We start from the raw sequence: 20,981 nt of genomic DNA, 5'->3' as shown, positions 1-20,981 counted from the left end.
CATTGGCCCACCTTGGAGCAAACTTAACTTTGCATCGGAAACAGAAGAAAGGAAAAGTCTGAAAAAACAGCAGATTCCGATTCTACGAAAGTACAAGTAACAATAAAAATGAACGTATATGGAAAGTGAACGTAATTTGATGACCACCACGGAAGCAGCCCGTTACCTCGGACTGAAGCCAAGCTATCTCTACAAGATGATGATGCGCCGCGCAATCCCTTACTACAAGCCGGGCGGCAAGCTGTGCTTCTTCGCCAAGGAAGACCTCGACGCATGGCTGAAACGGGTACGGGTGAAATCGCAGGTCGAGATCGACAGCGAGGCATCCCACTATCTGGTAACACATGAGAAAAACAAATGATTCATCAACCTTTTTTAGAACAATGCAGTTATGGACAATTCAAAGAACATGGAACCGGGTATCAGGAATGCCACGGTTCAGGAATCCCCGAACAAGGAACAGAGAAAGAAAGAGAGCAGACCCGTAATCAGCGCGAAGGCACAGACCATTCTGGACTTTCTTCGCGGCTGTTCCCCCTACGAGGCCGATTCCATACGGGTAATGGTCGGTTACGGGACGGGCAACGGCGATACCGCAACGATTGAGGCGACGGACATGTTGGCTGTCAACCGCTTTCTCAATCACGGGCTTGCCAAAGAAAACGGAACAAGTAACGAGGCCGTGATGAAACACCGTCAGGAACGTGCGCAAAAACTGTTGGAAGCCGTCAAGGATTTCGTTGACATCGGCCAGCTCTGCCGCGTCAGCATCGTGCTGATGAAAATCTCTTCCGACTTCAAGGCGGTGGAGGACGCACGGGGACACCTGCAATCCCAACCCGCCGCCAACGTGAACCGGAACTGATGTCAAAACCGGAACGGGGTATCGGACGGACAAGGAAACTCCCGCACGCACTATCTCATTGAAACTGTTGTAGGTTTTCCGATACTCCATTCCCTTATTTTTTATTGAATTATGCAAGAAAACAAGAGGAACAAGGAAACATCCCTTTTCAAAAAGCCGCAGGGCTTCCGTACAGTCCGCATCCACTTTACCGCAGAGGCAATCGAATGGCTCGGAGGGACAACGAAAGATGACGACGGCAATACAATCGGCAACCATACTCTTTTTTATGACCTGCTCTCACGGATGCGACTGTCCCCCGGCAGGGGCGATTCATTCCGCAGGCCGCAGGAATTGCAGCCCGGACAGTTCCAGTTCTCGGAAACCAGACTCGCGGAGGAATGGAACATAGGGAGAAAAAGAATCCGCAATCTCCTTGCAACGATGGAAAAGCTGGGCATGATAGCGGTGGACGCTTCCAAAACCGCTTCCGTCGCTTCCATGACCTGTGTCGAGGAATGGACGGACTTTCAGAACTTCCACGTCGTAAACCTTTGCAATCCCGCCCTGAATGGTATTCGAACGGCATCTGAACGGCCTTTGAATGGCATTTTATCCGGCAGCGGAGGCACGCCGCAGGAGAGGTGAAAACGTCTTTCAGTTTCGAGATATGCCAAGGTATCACCTCCCTTCGGTCAGTCATCCCTTGGCGCTCTCGCGGCTCACTGGCAGTTCGCCGGTGGCGGCGCTCGCAGGCTCGCACCGCTTAACCCTTATAAAACAACAGTTATGACAGAAGACAATAAGCAAGACACATCATTTCCGTCCGGCGGCAGCCGCACCGAATACATCGGAGCCAAAGTCACCGTGGAACAGAAACAGTACATCCGCCGCCTTGCCGCCGAGTGCGGCATGACCGTCAGCAGCTACGTGCTGGCAAGAGCTTTCAACTACAGGCCGAAAGCGAGGCTGACGGCAAGGCAGGAGGCGGTCATGGAGACCCTTATAGGATGCCGCAGCGACCTCGTGAACTACACGTCCGCGCTCCGTGGCATGAACCCCGAAAAGCGCAGACAGATGTTTAACAGTTACCCTTTCATGCTCGAATGGCTCAAGGAACTCGGCAGGCTGGCCGAGCGTGTCACGGACGTGCTCGACAAGGTACGGTTTTCCAACCGCCTGCCCGACGGGACAAGGAACGGTGAAGACAGGGAGGACGAGCCATGATAGGGAAAGCGAAATCCATCTCCCACGGGATAAATGACATCAGGTACATCACGGGAGAATCGAGGAACAAGAAACATCCCGAACGCATCTTCCACGTGGGGGACAATCTGCTGCCGCCCGGTCTGGATGCCACGGGTATATGGGATTCTATGCGGCTGACGCTGGAGAAGTCCAAACGGGTCAAAAATTCCGTCATCCGCATCGAGGTCAGCCCTGCGCCGGAACACACCAAAGACTTTACCATCGACGACTGGCAAAGGTTGTGGGACGACTTCACGGATGAGTTCGACAACATCGAACTGCTTGACAAGAACGGCAAGACCTATTCCCCGAAAACCGCCCTCAAAGGCAGCAAGGGCACGGTGTGGCTGCATCTGGAATCCAAGAGCGGCATTCCCCACCTTCACGGTGCGTTCTGCCGTATCGACGAACGGGGGAATATCAACAACGACCATGACATACACCTGCGGGCACAGCGGGCAGCCGAGCGTGTGGCCCTGAAACGGGGCTGGACGACTGCCGCCGAAGTACGTGAGACGAACATCGGGCAGGTGAACCGGGACTGCATGGAAACCCTGCAATCCATGGAAAGCTGGTCATGGGACGAGTACGTGGCCAGACTCCGGAGCAAGGGATATGAGTTTTGGGAGCTGCGCGACAACAAGAAGATATTGCGCGGTTACGTGCTGAAGAAAGGCAACGCCAGATACAAGGCTTCCGAACTCGGCAGGGGGCGCAACCTCATGGCGACCAAACTTGAAAGCACGTGGAAAAAGCTGCACGCGGCTCCCAAGACAAGGACTGTTTCGACACAGCCCGCCGCAGGGAAATCTATACCGACTACACCCCGGACGATTCCGGTTCACGCACAAGGAACGACACCGGTTCCGCAATACACCGGCTATCGTCCCGGTACCAGCCCGTACCATATCGACATCGACGGGGAAAGCCGCCGGTTCTTCATTCCCGATGAAGCGTTGGACGTATTCAATGACGAGTTCGACTACCGGGAGACAGCCAACAGCCGTGACCTCACGGACATGGCTGCGGCACTTTTCGTCGGGATGCTCGATACTCCGGCGGTTCCTTCGGGAGGTGGTGGCGGCAGTTCCAACGACCTGCCTTGGGGAAGACGCGAGGACGAGGACGAACGGGAATGGGCACGCCGGTGCGCCCGTGAAGCGGCAAGGGTAATCGGAAAGAAACCGAAGACAGGACGAAAAAGATAACAGCCTATGAATAAAAAATTCGATTTCTCGGAAATAGACGGGGCACTTCCGACTGCCGAAAAAATGCAGGAGCAAGACCGCATAATCGATGCGCTGAAAAACAATTATGAAGCTGTCCGCATTCTTAGTGCCAACGTGGAAAAGCTCGAAAACAGACTTTCGGAAGCCCTGCCCAAAATGGACGGGGCTGTTTCTTCCCTGCGTGGGGCAAGCACGGTCACACTCGGCGAGGAAGCGAGAAAGACGCTTGAACAGGAGGGAGAGAAAATCTGCCGGAAGATGGCCGACAGGATGGAACGGGAATGCGCAAGGCTAGCCGGACGCCTCTCGGCGAATGACCGTGTGCTTATCTCCGCAACCGCTTTCTGGTGTATGGTAGAGGCAATCATCTCCCTCGCGGCGGCTTTCGTTTGTACCTGCGCCGCGAACGCTCGTCTTATACATAGCATATTGCTGTGGGAAGTACTCGGCTGTACCGCTGCTTTTCTCGTTGTCTGTGTCACGTTGACCATTTTTATATGCCGCAAGTTAAGACGAGAATGAAACATTACCAATTAAATAAATATAAGTATGACAACAGTAAAGGTGAAATTCCGCCCGTCAACAGTCGAAGGCCGTCCGGGCACTATCGTTTATTTTGTAACTCACCGCCGTGTCGTCAGGCAAATCACAACCGGTTATAAGGTGTTCTCTCATGAATGGGATGATAAACAGTCAAGACCTGTTTCGGCACCGGCTGGCGAACGGATAACCGTTATTCAGACAATAATCCGAAAACTGGAGGAGAATTTGGAAAAGCTGAACAGGATTATTGAAAGATTCGATCTGCTACGACGAGGTTATTCATCTGAAGATATAATTATGGAGTTCCGGTGCACCGAAAAAGAAAATACCCTTTTTATATTCATGGAGAATCTCATCGAGCGACTCTGCCAATTAAATCACATCGGTACGGCCAAGAACTACCATACCGCACTCGGCAGCTTCAAATGATTCCGGGATAACAAGGACGTTCCGTTGGCAGTAATAGACCAGATGATAATGGAAGATTATCAGGTATACCTGAAATATACATTGACTGTTATAGTAAATAACTAAATATTTTTAGAGCATTGCGTATCAGTAATATATTAAATGTGATGATTTCTAGGTCTTAATAAAGAAGCAATAGTTATTTATGAGATATAAAGAACTTATCATTTTACAAAAAATAGGAAGGTAAAAATACATATAATACCCCTTTGTAGGTAATATTTCCTTATCATAAATGATTATGTATAACAATCTAATATAAATTAATATCAACTGACTACTAATACGATAGCTACACACAATAAATAGAAATATATAATTTAAGTAATATTATATGCATACAACAATTTATTAAAAATACCTAATAATTGGTATTGATGGATTTAGCTAAACAAACGAACTTTGCGGGCAAAAAATAAAGCAAGATGGAAAACCTATATGAATTGTTGGAAGAAGCAGCACATAAAGTGCCGACAAAAGGAATTGTTATTGTAAATAATAGTCAATGTGATCTTTTTCTAACTTATTCAGAGTTACGAGAAAAATCTAGAAAAATAGCTTTTATTTTAAAATCTTACTATCAAGTAAAGCCTGTCAGTAAGATAATAATCTCTGTTGAAAAATCCGAAAATTTTATATTATTATTTTGGGGATGTGTTATGGCAGGTTGTATACCCGTTTTAATGCCTTCTGTACAATTCAGTAATAAGAACTCTATTGCTTTTGAACGCCTAAAGAATGCAATTGATATATTAGGTGTAGTTACACTTATAACAAATGATATTAATCTATTTGAATATTATAAATCTTCATTTCATAAAGCTGTGTGTGTTGAAGATATTATGAAACAATTGGATTTGTTGCAAGATTATTCTTTACACATACCTAAAAGAGATAGTAAAGATTTATGTGTTATTCAGTTTTCATCAGGAAGTACAGGGGCACCCAAAGGAGTCATGCTTAGTTTTAACAATATTTTAACTAATTTGAAAATAAAAACTCTTGCGGATGAAATTACAACTGAAGATACTTTGATTCACTGGATGCCATATTTTCATGATTATGGTCTATTTGGAAATCATTTGGTTTGTTTGTATAACCAAATTACAGAAATAAAAATAGAGCCTTTTTCCTTTTTAAGAGATCCTTTGATTTTTCTAAAGAAAATTTCCGAATATCAAGTAAGTATTTGTGGCGGTACGACACCTTCAGGATTGGATTTGTTAATTCAAAAGTTAGAACAATCTAATGACATAAAAGAATTGGATTTATCTCAAGTGAAGACTCTTTCAATTGGAGCAGAAATGGTTCCATCTAATTTATACGTCCGATTATCCCCCCTTTTTCAACTTGGGTTTAATCGAAATGCATTCCGCCCTTCATATGGAATGGCTGAAACAACATTGATTGTTTCTTCCTGTTTACCGGGTTATGGAAATAAAAATATAAGAATAAATAGAGAGGCGTTCTATGAAGGGATTATCAAATTAGTCGATAAACAACAAGATTTTTGTGAATTTGTTAGTGCAGGTAGAATATTACCAGGCTTACAAGTACGCATTGTTAAAGACGGTATTCCTCAAAATAATTTAAATTTAGGAGAGATTCAAGTAAAAGGCGCTTGTGTCATGTCTGGTTATTATAATGACATACAATCAACAGATGAAGTATTAAAAGACGGTTGGTTAAGTACAGGAGATTTGGGCTTTTTTGATTATAACAATATTCTTTATATAGTAGGTCGAAAAAAGGAAACAATTATAGTAAATGGACAAAACTTTCATCCTTTTGATTTAGAAAATTGTGTCTTAGAGAAATTTGGTCTTTCAATTGAAAAAACTGTATTTACATCTTTTTATTCTTCTACAGAAAATCGTGAAATTGTACTTCATTTCTTTGTATTATCAAGAAAAATGTCGGAAGAACAAATAAGACAATTAATAAATGAATGTAACGCATTTTTAGCAGACAAAGTTGGATTTGCTCCAGAATACTCTATAAAGATAAAAAAAGGAGAAATACTCAGAACTTCTAGCTCTAAAATAAAACGTCGATCTATGGCAAAGTATTTTGAGCAAGGACAGTATAATAAATCAATTGTAAAACTAAACAAAGAATCTCATAATATGGATTATTTATTGGTTCTCAAAAAAATATGGTCAGAAGTTTTAAAAACAAACCTCATTCATATAGAAGATAACTTCTTTTCTTTAGGAGGAGACTCAATACGCAGTATGATGGCTGTTTCTAAACTTGAAGAACTGTTAAATATTAAATTAGAAAATAGTTTCTTCTATAAATATCCGACCTTAGTCTCTCAAAAACATTATCTTGAACAATATTTATTAAAAGAACTTCAATCTCCTTTAAATGAATATGAACTGTTAGTTCGAGAGTTTATCAGCGAAGAAATAGGAATTCCCTCTTTAGAAATACAATATACAGAAAATATTATAACTAAAGTGACTTCTTTTGCCGCTGTATATCAAATGATGAAGCGCTTAACTGAAGTTTTTGATAAAATAACATTAGATGATATAAAAGATAAAACTTGTATACGAGATATAGCACAAACCATTAAGGAACGCTATGTAACTCCAGAGGGGTATTCTTTTCCGTTAATGGATTTCCAAGAAACATTATTCTATCACAGTAAAAGTTTTATCCGTAATGAACCGACAGGATTAAGTTGTTATATCATTTGTCGGACACAATTGAAAGGTTTTTTTGATCCAGCATGTTGGGGCAAGACGTTAAATCACATTATTAACTGTCATCCATTGTTACATTCTATTCTTTCCGAAGAGTCGGATAAACCTGAGATGATAACTCTTCCTGAATATCCGACATTTAAAAGTTCTTATGAAGATATAACTTCAATGAACAAAGAACAACAGGAAACATTCTTTTTACAAAAGGACGAAAAAGATCATGATCACAGATTTGACCTTAAAGAGTATCCTTTATTCTATTGTAATATTTATAAAACAGGGGAAGATGAACATGAATTAATTATACATATTGATCACCAGATAATTGATGGTTTCAGCTTTTTTCAATTCCTTCAAGAATTAACATCAACTTATGATCAGTTTATCGCTGGTAAAGAAATAACTGTTGAACAAGAAAAAGGTCTAACTTTTTCTGACTATGTTTTTGTGGAGAGATTCAGAAGGCAAACAAAGCGATATCAGAATGCAATGGATTTTGCCCTAAAGGTGTTTAAAGATTTACCAGAGAAAATATCTATTCCCACGAAATGTCAGCCATCTTTAATAAATAAAGTCCATTTTAATACCTTACATACGGAATTGGATTCTTTATTGATGAATAAAGTTCTTGAAATCAGTTCTCATACTTCTGGTATATGCCTTAATTCCTTACTTATGGCATGCTATTTTAAACTGATGAATTTGTGGTCTGGACAAAATGATCTCATTATCAACATGCCTGTATTTAACAGGGAACAGCATTTACCTAATGCAAAAAATATAATAGGTAGTTTTCTTGATATTTTCCCTGTCCGTATCCAAACATCTCCACAAGAACCGATTGTTTCTATTGCACGTAAGATAGAACAATTTGTACGAACCATGCTTGAGTATCCAATATCTTCAATAGAATTGTCCAGAAAAATCGCAGAACAGGAAGGCTTAAAACAAAGCTCTTTGAGTGCAATTATTTTTAGTAATTCTATCAATATGCTTCCCAAAGGTATCAGTCATTCATCTAGATATTTGACAATTGGTGCGCCTAAAGTACAGACAGGTGCACCTGGTACTTATATAGACCTTGTTATGTATACATGGGAAAATAAATGGTGTTTTGATTGGAATTATGTTCGTGAGCTATTTGATGCGGAATACATACAACTACTTTCTGAACAATTCACGTCTATGCTTAACCAATTGGTAGATGATACAAACACTAAGGGATACGAAGAGCGTTCATGTTCAAATATACTCCCTCTCTTCTATATAAAATTATTGGAGCAAACAAATAAAACAGAACATGCTTATCCTCTTAAAACAATATATGAACAGATCAGTAATACTGTAGATTTGTATCCTAATAGAGAGGCGATCTCTTATCAAGGAGTTTCTTTAACTTATACAGAGTTTTGGAAAAAAGCTAATCAGATGGCGCATTTCTTACGTTCTCTTGGAGTGGTACGAAATTCTAAGGTTGCTTTATTACTGAACAGAACGCTTGATTTGCCTATAGTACAACTTGGAATTCTTTTAGCAGGTGGGGCGTATGTGCCAATTGACCCTTCTTATCCTTCGGATAGAATACAGTATATGATAAATGACTGTGGAGCAGAAGTTCTTGTAACTCAAGGAATACATGTAGACAATATTAATAGTTCATATACCCCCAACATTAAACATTGTGTGTTACTTGATGATGATTCTATTCCTTTACCTGATACATATCGTCGATACACCGTAAATGATATAAATAGTCAATCTATGGATAATATAGTACCTTGTAATACTCCTGATGATTTGATTTATATGATTTATACTTCTGGTTCAACAGGACAACCTAAAGGTACAATGCTTAGGCATAGAAATGTATCCAATTTTTTGAATTATGAGAAAGAAGCGTTTAATGTAAACTGTAATAACAGGTTTGCTTTAATAACATCGTATTCCTTTGATATGACTGTTACTTCTAATTGGCTACCTTTCATTGCCGGAGCTTCTTTACACATTCTTTCCGATAATGCAACTAAAGATATAGAGAAACTTCTGTATTTTATAGATGAAGAAAAAATCAATTTTTTGAATGTAACTCCCTCTCATTTTTCAATGTTGGTAAATACGTTGGGATTTTTGGAGAGACCTGTAAACCTATCACCCAATATGACTATTATGCTGGGTGCTGAAATTATCAATGTTTCGGATATAAACAGGTGGTTAGAAAATTATCCTTTGCACAAATTTATTAATGAATACGGCCCTACAGAAACAACGGTGGCTTCCACTTTTTATCCTATCCCGATTGAAGAAGACGGCAAATGTCATTTAAATATAGTTCCAATAGGGAAACCGATTTATAATACACAAGTATATGTATTAAATGATAATTTAGAATATACACTACCAGAAGTTCCTGGTATCCTTTATATTGGAGGCGAGGGAGTGTCATGTGGTTATTTGAATAAAGAAGAGAAAACGAAATCTGTATTTATCAATAATCCTATTACTCATGAAGGAATTGTATATAATACAGGAGACGTTGTAAAGATGACTGTAACTGGCGATATTGTATTTGTAGGACGTAAAGATTTTCAAGTAAATGTCAGAGGGTATAGAATTGAATTAGGAGAAATAGAGAATGCTTTATTAAAAGTATCAGGTATTACAGAGGCTTGTGCAGAGATTCAATATGATGTAAACAAACAGCCTGTAGTTGTAGCTTTTTATGTTACAGCAAATAATTGTGATTTAGAATACAAGGATATAATGTCTGTTCTGCAAATGAAGATACCTCACTATATGTTACCTTCCGCAATGGCTAGAATAGAGCAGATTCCAATTTCTGCCAATGGAAAAACAGACAAGAAGCAATTACCCAATATTGCGAATCAGAAACAAAATTTTGTTAAAAGGGATATTGTAGGTCCAAGGAATGAAAGGGAAAAACAAATAACCTTAATCTGGGAAAAGGTATTAGGGATACCAGAGGTAGGTGTATTTGATAATTTCTGGGATATAGGAGGCGACTCTATCCGATCTGTAAGGTTAATAAAAGAATTAAAGGAGGTCGGATTAACCAACATCAAATTAAAAGATTTATTCGATAAACCTACGATAGCCGAACTGCTTGAACAAGAAATAGAGAATAATAAAGTTGAGAATCTCATTTGTATGAAAAAGGTTTCTACTCCATATGCAAAACTTATATGTCTTCCATATGCAGCAGGAACCCCTGGTATGTATAGTACATTTTCTGGGGATTTTACCGGAGAAATCAACTTATATACAGTACAATATCCGGGACATGGAGATGGACGTGAGATAAAGTCCTCTGTAGAAGAAGTTGGTGCGCTATTAGCCAATGAACTGAAAGAGGCTGATAAAGAGATTCCTTTGTTTATCATGGGATATTCTTACAGTTGCTATATTGCTTATGATATCTGTAAACGATTTGAACAAGAAAATATTCCGATACAGGGTATTATAATGATTGGTGGAACTCCTCCTACATTGCGTGATGACTTAATGCAATTCTTTTCAAATGACGATAATGCCCTTTTGGATTATTCACGTGCAAAAGATCTGTTGAATGAAGAATTGATCGCAACTTTATCAGATGAAGAAAAACATGAATATTTGCATGAGTTGAGAATGAATACTGTAGCAATGGTAAATTACAAGTTTCTTGATTGTAAATTGAAAACCCCATTATGTTCCATCGTCGGTAGAGAGGATGAGCCTACAATTCGAAACAATCAACATCTATGGAATAATTACTTTCAGAAAGTTTCTTTCCACCAATTGCCAGGAGGGCATGTTCTTATTACAAAATATCATGCGGAATTAGCTAAGTTGATAATGAATTATATAGAATTGCATGTATAAATATGCTTGTATTACCCTTTTCCGATATAGCAGTAGAAATTGTGGAAGATAGTCCTTTTGCTACTTCAGATAATCTCTTTAATGAGGAAAAAATATTCATTAAAAGAGAATGGTCTGAAATACGTCTTAAAACTTATATTTTGGGACGTTGTGCCGCACATCGTGCCTTACAGACTTTACAAAAGGAAATAGTTCCCATTTTAAAAGGAAGAGATGGTGAACCAATATGGCCATTTGACATAGTTGGTTCTATATCTCATAAAGATGCAATAGCAGTTGCTGCTGTTGGAAAGAAAAAGAGGTATAAGGGTATTGGAGTAGATATTGAAGATCAAACGACGATATTATCAAAAAAGGAATATTCTCTTTTTTGTACACCCCAAGAGATAGCGTGTATAGATAAGAAAGAATTTTCTCCTATTGACATTTTTTCACGTAAAGAAGCTATTCTAAAGGCATATTATACAGCATATAGTAAATTATGCAATTGGATTGATATTGACACGATAAATGTATCTAAAGCTTCCAATGTAACTATAATATGCATGTTAAAAAAAAATTTTATTATAAACCTATGTTGTGTAGAAAAGTAAAAACAATTTTAGTCATTATGGGAATATGTTGTTTCCCTATGATATCTTGGGCACAAGTTTTTCTTTCTGGTCGAATCGTAGATAAAAAGACAAATGAACCTGTTGTAGGAGCTTCTGTATATATACGAAAAAATCAGGTTGGAGATAATGCAAATGATAATGGGTTATACAGAATAAAATTACCTCAAAACGGAACGTATCTTGTAGAGGTTTCTTTTATCGGATACAAAACAATAAAACAGTCTGTTACTGTAAATAGAAATACAACTAAAAATTTCTTTTTGGAAGAAAGTACAGAAGTGTTGAATGAGGTCGTGGTAAAAGCATCCTCACAGCAGGCAGAAATAAATCATATACGTAAAAGTCCTATGGCTGTAACGGTTGTTGATGGAGCAAAATTAAGAGGTCGTTCAACTGGAATTGAAGAAGTACTTACTCGTACTTCTGGAATCAAAGTTAGAAAATCCGGAGGTTTGGGTAGCTCTTCTAAAATGTCCATACATGGTCTGGAAGGAAAAAGAGTAGCTATTTATATAGATGGTTTTCCTTTAAATAGCCCCGATGGTTCATTTGATATAAACGACATACCTATTGATGCCATTAAATATATTGAGATATATAAAGGAATAGTTCCTGCTGAATATGGCAGTGATGGTCTGGGAGGAGCGATTAATGTTGTTACAAGAGAGGACGAGTGTGACTTGGTAGGCTTTACTCAGGAGTTTGCTTCATTTGGTACTTCCAAAACGTTAGTCAGTGTAAAAAAAATGTTTGAAAAACCAGGGATTCAAATTGGAGGAGGTTTTTTTCATAATAAATCGGATAATAATTATAAAATGACTTATCCTGTTTTTGAAACAAATTTACCTTCAAGTGCCTACCAAGAAGTAATAAGAAATAATGATTATTATAGGTCCACAATGTATAATGTAGGTTTAACATTTACAAAATTCTGGTTTGATAAGATTGAATTAGAATGTGCTTTTTATAACAATAAAAAGGGAATTCAGGCCTTAGATTTTGATTCACGTTTTTCTCATACACATGGGACAAACATTATGCCTACTTTAACTTTAGAGAAGAAGAATTTCTTATTTAAAAACCTTGAATTCAAGTCAGGTCTAGTAACTCCAATCATTCATACGCATTTGGTTGATACCGCTAGAACAAAACGGCAATGGGATGGAACCATAACAAATACAATGGGAGAAACTGATGATAATTTATTAAACTATTCAGATGACAAACAATTTGAAATCAGACATAAATTGAATTTAAAATACAAGTTAAAGCAACATACCTTTAATCTTAACAATCAATTCACATATTCAAGGTATAGACCTAAGGATGATTATACAGCAGAATATGTTGGTTTTGACCCTAGTGGTTTTCCCAGTAATATGAAGGGAAATACTTTGGGGTTAGCACATGAGTATTCTTCACGTAATAACAAACTTCAAAACTCTTTAATGTTCAGTCTATACTATTTAAATTCTGGAATATATAGAACAAGTGATAAAATTGTAGATGAATCTGAAAGTGTTAAGAAAGAACCGAAAAAAACAAAAATAAACAATTTTTACTATGGAATAAGTGAAGGAATCAGTTATGAATTTTTCAAAGGGGTGAGAGGTAAATTTTCCTTATCACATAACGTGAGGCTTCCTGATACGGAAGAATTGTTTGGAGACGGAGTGACAGTAAAGCCTTCAGTTGATTTAAATCCCGAAATAAGTAATAATATAAATTTAGGGTTAATCATGGATAAAAGTAATTTTATGGGGTTAAGTCGTTTTCAGTTAGAGACAAATTTATATTATATGTATATAACAGATATGATAAGTTTATTTCCTGCTGATATACGAATGATTTATACGAATTTGGGTAAGACTCAGATCATGGGGGGAGATTTTGATTTAAAAATAGATGTGACTCCACAGCTTTATAGTTATTTTAACTTAACCTATCAAGATATTCGGGATAAGCTAAAATGGACTACTAATGACCAAAGTGTGAAAAACCCGACTTATGATAAACAGGTACCCAATATTCCTCGTTTTTATTTTAACTATGGTTTAGAGTATCATACAGAGGGATTACTTGGGAAACATGAAATATCTAGAATCTATATAGACGCATCTTACGTTCATGATTTTGATTGGAGTTGGCAAATGAGTAACTTACCAGAACAGCGAAAGAAATGGTTAATTCCTCGTAGTCATCTTTTTACGGCAGGATTCCAGCAATCTATTTGGAAAAATAAAGTATCATTAGGGTTTGAAGTTGAAAATATATTCAACAAGGAGAGCTATATGGAATTTAAAAAGCCTTTACAAGGTCGTACTTTTAAAATTAAATTACGATTTAATTGGTTTGGTGATGAATCTTCAGGGGGAGCGATGAGTTTGTAATATTATAAATAATTATTTTAACTAAAAAAATAAAAAAAATGAAAAATCAATGGTTTTTATTGTCGCTATTAGCGACCTTTTTAAGTTTTATTTCATGTAGTAAAGATGATCCGTTTCCAACAGATGAAGAAGACGATATGAGTTTTGTTCATAGTGTCACGGTGGGTGATAATGCTTATGTTAGTCTATTTAAAGATTTAAATGTAGAACAGACAAGTACACAAAATTCTTTGGTCTTTGCAAAAGAATCTTTTCTTTTTACTTATGGGGGTAACATTTATGTCTTAGAATCGATGAATGCCCGTTTATATAAGTACAGAGTCGAGAATGGTTTGCTAATTCAAGAAAAAGAAACGATGATTCTCCCTTCCGGTTCTCTTCCTGCATTCCTTACATTTGATTCAGAAGAAAAAGCTTATATATCATGCGTAGGATTGGGAAAATTGTATATAATAAATCCTACGACAATGCAAAAAACAGGTGAAATAGATTTATCTGAATATGCAATTGGGAAAGAAAGTGGTGATAAAAATCCTGAACCTGGTGCTTCGGTTATTAGAGATGGTATTTTATATGTAGGATTAGCTCAAGATAAGTCCCAGTTTAACCCTAATACTGGAGCTTATGTACTTTTGATTGATACAAAGACAGACAAGCCTATTAAAATGATATCTGATAATAGAGCTACAATGGCAACCGCTTATGAGTATTCAGGTGATCCTTTCATTGATGAAAAAGGCGATCTTTATATTTATTGTGTAGGAGGCTTCGGATATTTTGCAAACTGTACAGAAGGTTTCTTGCGTATAAAGAAAGGAGAAACAGACTTTGATCAGTCATACTATTTCCCAATAGAAACAATTAGTATACCGGACATAAAGGGTAATAAAGCAAATTATATTTATAGCAAAACATATACAGGAAATGGTAAGCTATATGGATATTTCAATGTTCCGGGATATGTTAGTAATCCACCTGATTATGTAAATGACAAATCAATGCAAACATTTGAAATAGATGTTTATAATAAAACTGTCAAAAAAATGAACTTTGACGGAACTACGGGTTGGTCATGTAGTCAATGTAAAGCAGGAGACTATATGGTGTTCGGGATGGCTTCTACTCAAGGAACAGGTTATTATCTTTACAACTATAAAGAAGATAAGTATGAACCTTTAAAGATAAAAACAGAAGGTAATCCCTTCAAAATTCAATATTTAAAATAAATAAAGACTGCCGGAAGCTAAAAGATTCCGGCAGCTTTTTAATTTTTATGGAATGAACAATCGTAATTATGACTGTATAATCATTATAAGTGTAATCTCAGGTTTATTTATCACAACCTGCGACTATCTAGTACAGATGAAAACTGTTGAAACAGATTATTTTGTTTCAAGACTACTTTCTTTAGAAGAAACTATTTTAAATTTATCATCTTTTGGATGTATTTTTACTTTTCCTTTTTGGATATTAGGGACATACTTCATATACACAACAATGTGTAAAGTTAATAAAAAGCTTGCGCTTATTAATACATTCTGTATATCTTATTCTTTATTGATGTTGGGGTTTTATCATTACAGCTATGCCATAATATATAGTATTGGTACATCAAAAATGATAATGCAAACAAATATAGATTGGCAATTATTAACAGGATCTAATATACCTTTTTTCCCCTTTATGTTTATTCTACTTCCAGTGACCTGGCTGATTGTTGGATTTAGTAACTTTTCATCCAAAGCTATAGTTCCTCGATGGTCTATAGTTGTGAACCCTGTTATACTAACAATTATTTTATCTATTGTCACTTGGATAATTCCCAAGACCGAATGCTTACTACCAGGCATTTTTAGTTTGGGGATCACTCTGTATTATATAATTTGTTGGATAAGCTTAAAAAAAGATAGAAATTTATGTCTAAAAAGAAAGTTTTAGTAATTGGTGGCACAGGGATTGCGGGACAATTTATTACAGATTACTTGCTACATTATCATGATATTTGTGAATTATTTATAGCATCAAGAGGTATTCATAAGATATCAGAGAAGAAAGTAAAGTTCATAAAAATGGACATACATGATACCCAAAATATAGAATCTGTTATTAAACAATTTGATATTATAATTTTGGCACTTGGTCCTTTTTCATGTGTAGGAACAGATATTTATACAATTTGTTTAAGAAATCACGTAATATGTGTTGATATTAATGATGACTATGGACATAGTGGACGTGTACTAGAAATAAAAAATGAGAACATAACAAATTTTCGGGGAACAATTTTTACAGGAATGGGATTATGTCCAGGGTTGACAACTTTCATGCTAGAATATGCTGCAGAACAATTAAAAAAAACTGTTTTAGAAGCCGAATTGAGAATCTATTTTGGAGCAGGTGTTGTTTCTGGAACAGCTTCAATAATCAATATGTTTGAGGGTTTTAAAGATGACCTGATGCTCCTTTCAGAAAGGGAAATCCGAAGAATAAAACCAACTAAATATCATTCAGATAGAACTTTTACTTTTGATCGTTTTCATTCCAATATGCCATTAATATTCTTTTCTAGTCCTGAAATAAGGACTATACAACGAGCTAGTCGATTTGAAGAACTACAAAATTTTGATTGTGCTTTTCATCTGCAAAATCTTCCTATGGGCATAGTTCCCTTACTAAGAAAGAGCTCTTTTATTAGAAAATTGATTTGTAAAATGGTCAATAAACAACAGGGGCAATTGGAGAAAAATGAGAAAAACGAGAAATCTGTGATAGTATGTACTTATGTAAGAAATCAAAATTCTATTGTAAAATGTTTATTGCACTCAGATTCCTCATTTAGATTAACAGGAGTATTTTGTGCGGTAATTGTGCTCTCGATAATAAAAGGATGTATACCAATTATGCCTGGCATCTTTACTTTTGAAGACATAAATATCAATCTGCACATGTTAAACGAAATATTAAAAAACAACAACATAAATATATCTATAGAGGAATAGTATTATGGTTTATAATAAATATATAGGAATAATAGGTGGAACTGGAACAATTGGTTCTATTATAGTTAAATATTTATTACAACTACAAACTCACTTCCATGTTTTAATTGGTGGTAGGAGATCCATAAAAGAAATATCTATGTCTACATTTTATAATAGTGAGCGACTTAAGTATAACCAAATGAACTATAACAATGATGTAGAATTGGATAATTTTTGTTCTCAATGTTTGTTGGTTATTAATGCTGTTGGACCTTCATTTAAAATAAATGACAAGATTGCCTTACATGCATTAAGAAATAATTGCCACTACATCGATATAGGAGGATATGGCATTTTGCGTGATTTATTAAAACCATATGAAAAAAGCATTGAAGCTCAGAAACTTTGCTTTATTATAGGTGTTGGTTGGATGCCTGGTATTTCAGGCGTATTTTCTAAAACTATTATAGAGACTCATTTAAACAGCCCAGAAAATACTAATTTTAATATCTATTATGGTGCTGTTGATAATTGGTCATATAGTTCAACTTATGATCTGGCAGCATCATCTATGGGAAAAACACGTTCCTATGTTTATTCTCATGGAAAGGAAATACAGGTGTCTCCTTTTCGATATACACATCACAAATTTTTTCCTTTCATTGGACATAAAAAAATATGTATGCCATCATTTGACGAACAATTAACTCAATTGGCTACTTCTTTAAAACAAATAAGAAAGATATCAACATTCATTATGCTAAATGACTATATCTCAATGGGGAAGTTTATGTTTATAAAGATCTTTTATAAACATAATTTAAATAAAGCAACACTTATGTTGCAAGATGATTATCAACGTCTCGTTAAGAAAGAGAATAAGTGGGGAAGTGTAATTTGTCAAGTTTCTAAAATAGAGCCAGAAAGAAAGATAGATACCTTTTACTATTTATATACAAAAAATAATTTATTATATACTGCATTACCTGCTGTTATTACTACTCAATACATTTTAGAAGGTAAAACAAAAATAGGATTAAATTGTCTTTGTGACTCTTTGAATTGCCAATCTTTTATGTCGGATTTAGACTTTTACGGAATAAAATATTCATATTATGAACATAAAAATTAAAAAGAAAATTCTTGTGTGTATGTTGTGGTTATGTGCCATAGCATGTTTCACTGGTTTTCCCTGGATATTTTTCTCATGGGATGTAATTCACTCTTACATGGGAATCCATGATATACCATCAGACTTGACAATTGTCTTGTTTCGAGAAGAGTGTTTGTTCTTCGGTTTTTTCTGTATTTATTTTCTCTTTCTTAGAAATATCGAAAAATATAAAGGACTTATTAGCTTCTGTTCTTTCTTAGTCGCATTTATGGGCGGTTTTATGTACTTGCTAAAACTTCAAACAGGGATTGTACATATATCATCAGATTATGAACCTTTTATTTGGCTTATAATTGGAAGTTTCATATTTTATTTAAATCATAGTATTAATGGTATAGCACCAAAGAAACAAAAACTTCCCGTTTTAAGTTGTTTATTCCAAGTGCAGGCAGGAGTATTGCTATTGAACATTGTAAATATTTTAGTCCCCGAACAGACTTGGGAAATAATGTTCAATATTTCTTATTCTACAGTTTCACCTTATGATAAATATACATTTGGAATGATAAGTGGTTTTACTGCTTTCTCTTCTATTATTATATATTATATCAGTAATAGGATTCTTTTTTTTATGAATTTATCTAAAGCGATTCTCATTTTCTCTTTTCTTTATTTCTTAGGTTTCTTTGTGTGGGGAAACTTTAGTGAGTTGTATAAACCTCTATTTATTTTATATGTAGTATTAGTTGAGATTTTAAATATTGTAGGAATTAATTATATATTTAAAAGGAGGATATATGAGAAATAAAGAAGGGCTAGTCGATGATTTGATAACATCAATTCCAGGAGAATGGAAATTTGATGAACAAGTATCACAACATTTCGACACTCATGTAAGAAAAAGTGTCCCATTGTACGAGGAAGTACAAAAGGCTGTTATCGAAATAAGTGAATGGTTTATTAGAGACAATAGTGTTGTATATGATTTAGGTTCCTCTACAGGAGAAACCATTTCTCTTTTATTACAAAAGCATTCAAGAAAAAAGAATGTGAGATTCATCGGAGTCGAAGAAAGTTTACCAATGATAGAGATTGCAAGAAAAAAATGTAGTAGCGAATTAGTTCAATTTCTACAACAACATATAGAGGAAATAAATGAATTAGCTAATATAGATTTAGTTTTATCATTGTATACGTTACAGTTTTTACCTTTATGGAAAAGAAAAAAAGTCTTACAACGGATATATAATGGATTAGTAGAAGGTGGAGCTTTTATATTTGTAGAGAAAATAAGGGCGGAAAATTCACTGTTTGAGGATATATGGAATGACTTGTATTGGGATTTTAAGCAAGAAAATGGTTTGAATGAACAACAAGTTATAAAAAAGGCTCAAAGTTTGAGAGGCGTTTTGATTCCATTGAGTCTTACAGAGAATTTGAGTCTACTATCTGATGTCGGTTTTCAATGTATGGATACTTTCATTAAATGGCACAATTTTGCAGGAATTATAGCTGTAAAAATGCCTTCGAAAAATGATATAGAAGAAAATACTTATTTAAATACAGATAAAAATAATAAAATACAGCAATGAATACAAAGTTGATAATTCACATAGTAATTAGTTTGATCTCATTAAGTGGATTAATTGTTTATTATTACGCATTTCTACTAGGTTACAAAAAACATAATTCTCAATTAAAAAAACAATCAAAGCTTCCGGAAAAGTTATATTTTATGAGCACTTATCCAGCACTCATATGGTATGTATTACCCTTTATAGAGCAACCAAGGATGCATGGAATATATGACTGGTTAAATGGCGAATTTGTTTTTTTTAATGTTTTGTATATTCCAGTTTCTTTTCTGTTGTTTGTATATTTCTTTGGCATTTGGGGTAAAAAGTCTGTTTCTCAAAATATTGAAGCTACTAAAAGTGCATTTTATGCCCCAAGTAAATTGTTAACAGAAGGAATATATGCAAGAGTTCAACATCCAATGATCATAGGGGATATATTAGGACATTTTTCTTTGGTGTTATTAACAGGTGGAATCTACACTTGCATTTTATTCCCTATATATGTATTTATAGATCTCTTTATGATAAAAATACAGGTTAAGTATTCTTTAGAACCATATTATAAATCAGAACTTATAGTTTATAGAAAGAAAACCCCTGTTCTCCTTGATCAAAAACTATTATTTATAGTTTTATTTATGGCATTGTTGGTTATTTGTAATTTTTTAAATTATACAAAAATAATATGATTTATTTTAGCTGGGCCACCCAAATTATTTTGGCCATAATTTCATTTCTTTGGTTGATTCCTTATTATATAGCATTTAAGGTTGGGAATCGTAAATATATGTCTAAAACACTAGATTTATCTTGCAATAATAGATATACATTAATGTATTATTCGGGCTTTTTTATATCTATTCTTTGGTATATTATGCCCTTCTTAAATCAACCTCGCTTCAAACTAAACATTTTTTCTTTGTTTGACATAAAAGTAATACTGTTGGAAAATGTTCTTTACAATATTATCCTTATTGCATTAATTGGATATTTTATGTCTGTTTGGGGTACTAAAGTGGTAAATTGTAATCTGCAAGCAACCAAAGATAGGTTTTTGCATCCTTCAAAGTTAATAACGGAAGGTCCCTATAAAAAAGTGAGAAATCCGATGATAATGGGAGATCTATTTTGTCATTTAAGTTTTATTCTTCTGCTTGGAGCCATACATACATTATGTTTATATATAATTTATATATGTATTAATCTTGTAATTGTATATATAGAAAATAAATATTCATTATGTATACATTTCAAGAAAGAATATGAAGAATATGCTAAAAAAACTCCAGCTTATATGAATCAGGAATTATGGCTGTTTGCTATTTTCTACTTGGTAATTATTGTGACAAATATTTGTCTAACTACGACAATATATATTTAAAT

18 protein-coding genes are annotated in these 20,981 nt (G+C 35.4%); all 18 read left to right on the top strand.

The window, feature by feature from the left end:
• Positions 1-118: 118 nt before the first annotated feature.
• The 18 genes from NBH16_RS01480 to NBH16_RS01395 all read left to right on the top strand — a co-directional run bounded on the left by NBH16_RS01480 (position 119) and on the right by NBH16_RS01395 (position 20,979).
• Positions 119-361, top strand: coding sequence for a helix-turn-helix domain-containing protein (locus NBH16_RS01480; protein ID WP_004292639.1), 243 nt, complete (start codon positions 119-121; stop codon positions 359-361).
• A 30-nt stretch (positions 362-391) separates the two neighbouring features.
• Complete coding sequence (locus NBH16_RS01475) at positions 392-865, top strand: hypothetical protein (RefSeq protein ID WP_004292640.1); 474 nt, start codon at positions 392-394, stop codon at positions 863-865.
• 285 nt (positions 866-1,150) lie between these two features.
• Positions 1,151-1,492 carry a hypothetical protein gene (locus NBH16_RS01470; RefSeq protein WP_227035122.1) on the top strand — a complete coding sequence of 114 codons (342 nt, stop codon included), beginning with the start codon at positions 1,151-1,153 and terminating at the stop codon, positions 1,490-1,492.
• Between the two features lie 141 nt (positions 1,493-1,633).
• Positions 1,634-2,071: a plasmid mobilization protein gene (locus tag NBH16_RS01465; RefSeq protein ID WP_004292642.1), complete on the top strand. Its 438-nt coding sequence runs from the start codon at positions 1,634-1,636 to the stop codon at positions 2,069-2,071.
• A complete protein-coding gene (locus NBH16_RS01460; RefSeq protein WP_004292643.1) occupies positions 2,068-3,300 on the top strand; it encodes a hypothetical protein in 1,233 nt (410 codons plus the stop codon). Before NBH16_RS01465 ends, NBH16_RS01460 begins: the two co-directional genes overlap by 4 nt.
• A gap of 6 nt (positions 3,301-3,306) precedes the next feature.
• Positions 3,307-3,843: an Ntn hydrolase family protein gene (locus NBH16_RS01455; RefSeq protein ID WP_004292644.1), complete on the top strand. Its 537-nt coding sequence runs from the start codon at positions 3,307-3,309 to the stop codon at positions 3,841-3,843.
• 27 nt (positions 3,844-3,870) lie between these two features.
• Positions 3,871-4,293, top strand: a complete 423-nt coding sequence (locus tag NBH16_RS01450; RefSeq protein ID WP_004312210.1) for an integrase — start codon at positions 3,871-3,873, stop codon at positions 4,291-4,293.
• A 464-nt stretch (positions 4,294-4,757) separates the two neighbouring features.
• Entirely contained in the window at positions 4,758-10,922 is a 6,165-nt protein-coding gene (locus tag NBH16_RS01445; RefSeq protein WP_118170966.1) for a non-ribosomal peptide synthetase, read from the top strand.
• A 2-nt stretch (positions 10,923-10,924) separates the two neighbouring features.
• Positions 10,925-11,515, top strand: a complete 591-nt coding sequence (locus NBH16_RS01440; RefSeq protein ID WP_004292648.1) for a 4'-phosphopantetheinyl transferase family protein — start codon at positions 10,925-10,927, stop codon at positions 11,513-11,515.
• A 17-nt stretch (positions 11,516-11,532) separates the two neighbouring features.
• Positions 11,533-13,926, top strand: coding sequence for a TonB-dependent receptor (locus tag NBH16_RS01435; RefSeq protein ID WP_004312213.1), 2,394 nt, complete (start codon positions 11,533-11,535; stop codon positions 13,924-13,926).
• 38 nt (positions 13,927-13,964) lie between these two features.
• Positions 13,965-15,152 carry a YncE family protein gene (locus NBH16_RS01430; protein WP_004292650.1) on the top strand — a complete coding sequence of 396 codons (1,188 nt, stop codon included), beginning with the start codon at positions 13,965-13,967 and terminating at the stop codon, positions 15,150-15,152.
• A gap of 52 nt (positions 15,153-15,204) precedes the next feature.
• The gene (locus tag NBH16_RS01425; RefSeq protein WP_008778686.1) at positions 15,205-15,864 is read left to right on the top strand and encodes a DUF6796 family protein; all 660 of its coding nucleotides are present in this window, start codon (positions 15,205-15,207) and stop codon (positions 15,862-15,864) included.
• Positions 15,843-16,925 carry a saccharopine dehydrogenase NADP-binding domain-containing protein gene (locus tag NBH16_RS01420; RefSeq protein ID WP_004292655.1) on the top strand — a complete coding sequence of 361 codons (1,083 nt, stop codon included), beginning with the start codon at positions 15,843-15,845 and terminating at the stop codon, positions 16,923-16,925. The genes NBH16_RS01425 and NBH16_RS01420 overlap by 22 nt, the downstream gene beginning before the upstream one ends.
• 4 nt (positions 16,926-16,929) lie before the next feature.
• Positions 16,930-18,039, top strand: coding sequence for a saccharopine dehydrogenase NADP-binding domain-containing protein (locus NBH16_RS01415; protein ID WP_004292658.1), 1,110 nt, complete (start codon positions 16,930-16,932; stop codon positions 18,037-18,039).
• On the top strand, positions 18,023-18,829 hold the full coding sequence (locus NBH16_RS01410; protein WP_004292659.1) for a hypothetical protein: 807 nt from the start codon (positions 18,023-18,025) through the stop codon (positions 18,827-18,829). The genes NBH16_RS01415 and NBH16_RS01410 overlap by 17 nt, the downstream gene beginning before the upstream one ends.
• Positions 18,819-19,613, top strand: coding sequence for a methyltransferase domain-containing protein (locus NBH16_RS01405; RefSeq protein WP_004292661.1), 795 nt, complete (start codon positions 18,819-18,821; stop codon positions 19,611-19,613). Before NBH16_RS01410 ends, NBH16_RS01405 begins: the two co-directional genes overlap by 11 nt.
• On the top strand, positions 19,610-20,287 hold the full coding sequence (locus NBH16_RS01400; RefSeq protein ID WP_004292663.1) for a methyltransferase: 678 nt from the start codon (positions 19,610-19,612) through the stop codon (positions 20,285-20,287). Before NBH16_RS01405 ends, NBH16_RS01400 begins: the two co-directional genes overlap by 4 nt.
• Positions 20,284-20,979, top strand: coding sequence for a methyltransferase family protein (locus NBH16_RS01395; RefSeq protein ID WP_004292666.1), 696 nt, complete (start codon positions 20,284-20,286; stop codon positions 20,977-20,979). The genes NBH16_RS01400 and NBH16_RS01395 overlap by 4 nt, the downstream gene beginning before the upstream one ends.
• Positions 20,980-20,981: the final 2 nt, after the last annotated feature.

The organism is Parabacteroides sp. Y3-G-102, assembly GCF_023656845.1.
GTDB classification, from domain to species: domain Bacteria; phylum Bacteroidota; class Bacteroidia; order Bacteroidales; family Tannerellaceae; genus Parabacteroides; species Parabacteroides distasonis.
This window is presented reverse-complemented; position numbering and strand designations above follow the sequence as displayed.

Excerpts from the sequence above, each read along its gene's own strand:
- NBH16_RS01450 (WP_004312210.1), top strand. The coding sequence starts at position 3,871 with ATGACAACAGTAAAGGTGAAATTCCGCCCGTCAACAGTCGAAGGCCGT.
- NBH16_RS01420 (WP_004292655.1), top strand. The coding sequence starts at position 15,843 with ATGTCTAAAAAGAAAGTTTTAGTAATTGGTGGCACAGGGATTGCGGGA.
- NBH16_RS01440 (WP_004292648.1), top strand. The coding sequence starts at position 10,925 with ATGCTTGTATTACCCTTTTCCGATATAGCAGTAGAAATTGTGGAAGAT.
- NBH16_RS01480 (WP_004292639.1), top strand. The coding sequence starts at position 119 with ATGGAAAGTGAACGTAATTTGATGACCACCACGGAAGCAGCCCGTTAC.
- NBH16_RS01395 (WP_004292666.1), top strand. The coding sequence starts at position 20,284 with ATGATTTATTTTAGCTGGGCCACCCAAATTATTTTGGCCATAATTTCA.
- NBH16_RS01400 (WP_004292663.1), top strand. The coding sequence starts at position 19,610 with ATGAATACAAAGTTGATAATTCACATAGTAATTAGTTTGATCTCATTA.
- NBH16_RS01410 (WP_004292659.1), top strand. The coding sequence starts at position 18,023 with ATGAACATAAAAATTAAAAAGAAAATTCTTGTGTGTATGTTGTGGTTA.
- NBH16_RS01465 (WP_004292642.1), top strand. The coding sequence starts at position 1,634 with ATGACAGAAGACAATAAGCAAGACACATCATTTCCGTCCGGCGGCAGC.
- NBH16_RS01455 (WP_004292644.1), top strand. The coding sequence starts at position 3,307 with ATGAATAAAAAATTCGATTTCTCGGAAATAGACGGGGCACTTCCGACT.
- NBH16_RS01435 (WP_004312213.1), top strand. The coding sequence starts at position 11,533 with ATGGGAATATGTTGTTTCCCTATGATATCTTGGGCACAAGTTTTTCTT.
- NBH16_RS01445 (WP_118170966.1), top strand. The coding sequence starts at position 4,758 with ATGGAAAACCTATATGAATTGTTGGAAGAAGCAGCACATAAAGTGCCG.
- NBH16_RS01405 (WP_004292661.1), top strand. The coding sequence starts at position 18,819 with ATGAGAAATAAAGAAGGGCTAGTCGATGATTTGATAACATCAATTCCA.
- NBH16_RS01470 (WP_227035122.1), top strand. The coding sequence starts at position 1,151 with ATGCGACTGTCCCCCGGCAGGGGCGATTCATTCCGCAGGCCGCAGGAA.
- NBH16_RS01415 (WP_004292658.1), top strand. The coding sequence starts at position 16,930 with ATGGTTTATAATAAATATATAGGAATAATAGGTGGAACTGGAACAATT.
- NBH16_RS01460 (WP_004292643.1), top strand. The coding sequence starts at position 2,068 with ATGATAGGGAAAGCGAAATCCATCTCCCACGGGATAAATGACATCAGG.
- NBH16_RS01425 (WP_008778686.1), top strand. The coding sequence starts at position 15,205 with ATGAACAATCGTAATTATGACTGTATAATCATTATAAGTGTAATCTCA.
- NBH16_RS01475 (WP_004292640.1), top strand. The coding sequence starts at position 392 with ATGGACAATTCAAAGAACATGGAACCGGGTATCAGGAATGCCACGGTT.
- NBH16_RS01430 (WP_004292650.1), top strand. The coding sequence starts at position 13,965 with ATGAAAAATCAATGGTTTTTATTGTCGCTATTAGCGACCTTTTTAAGT.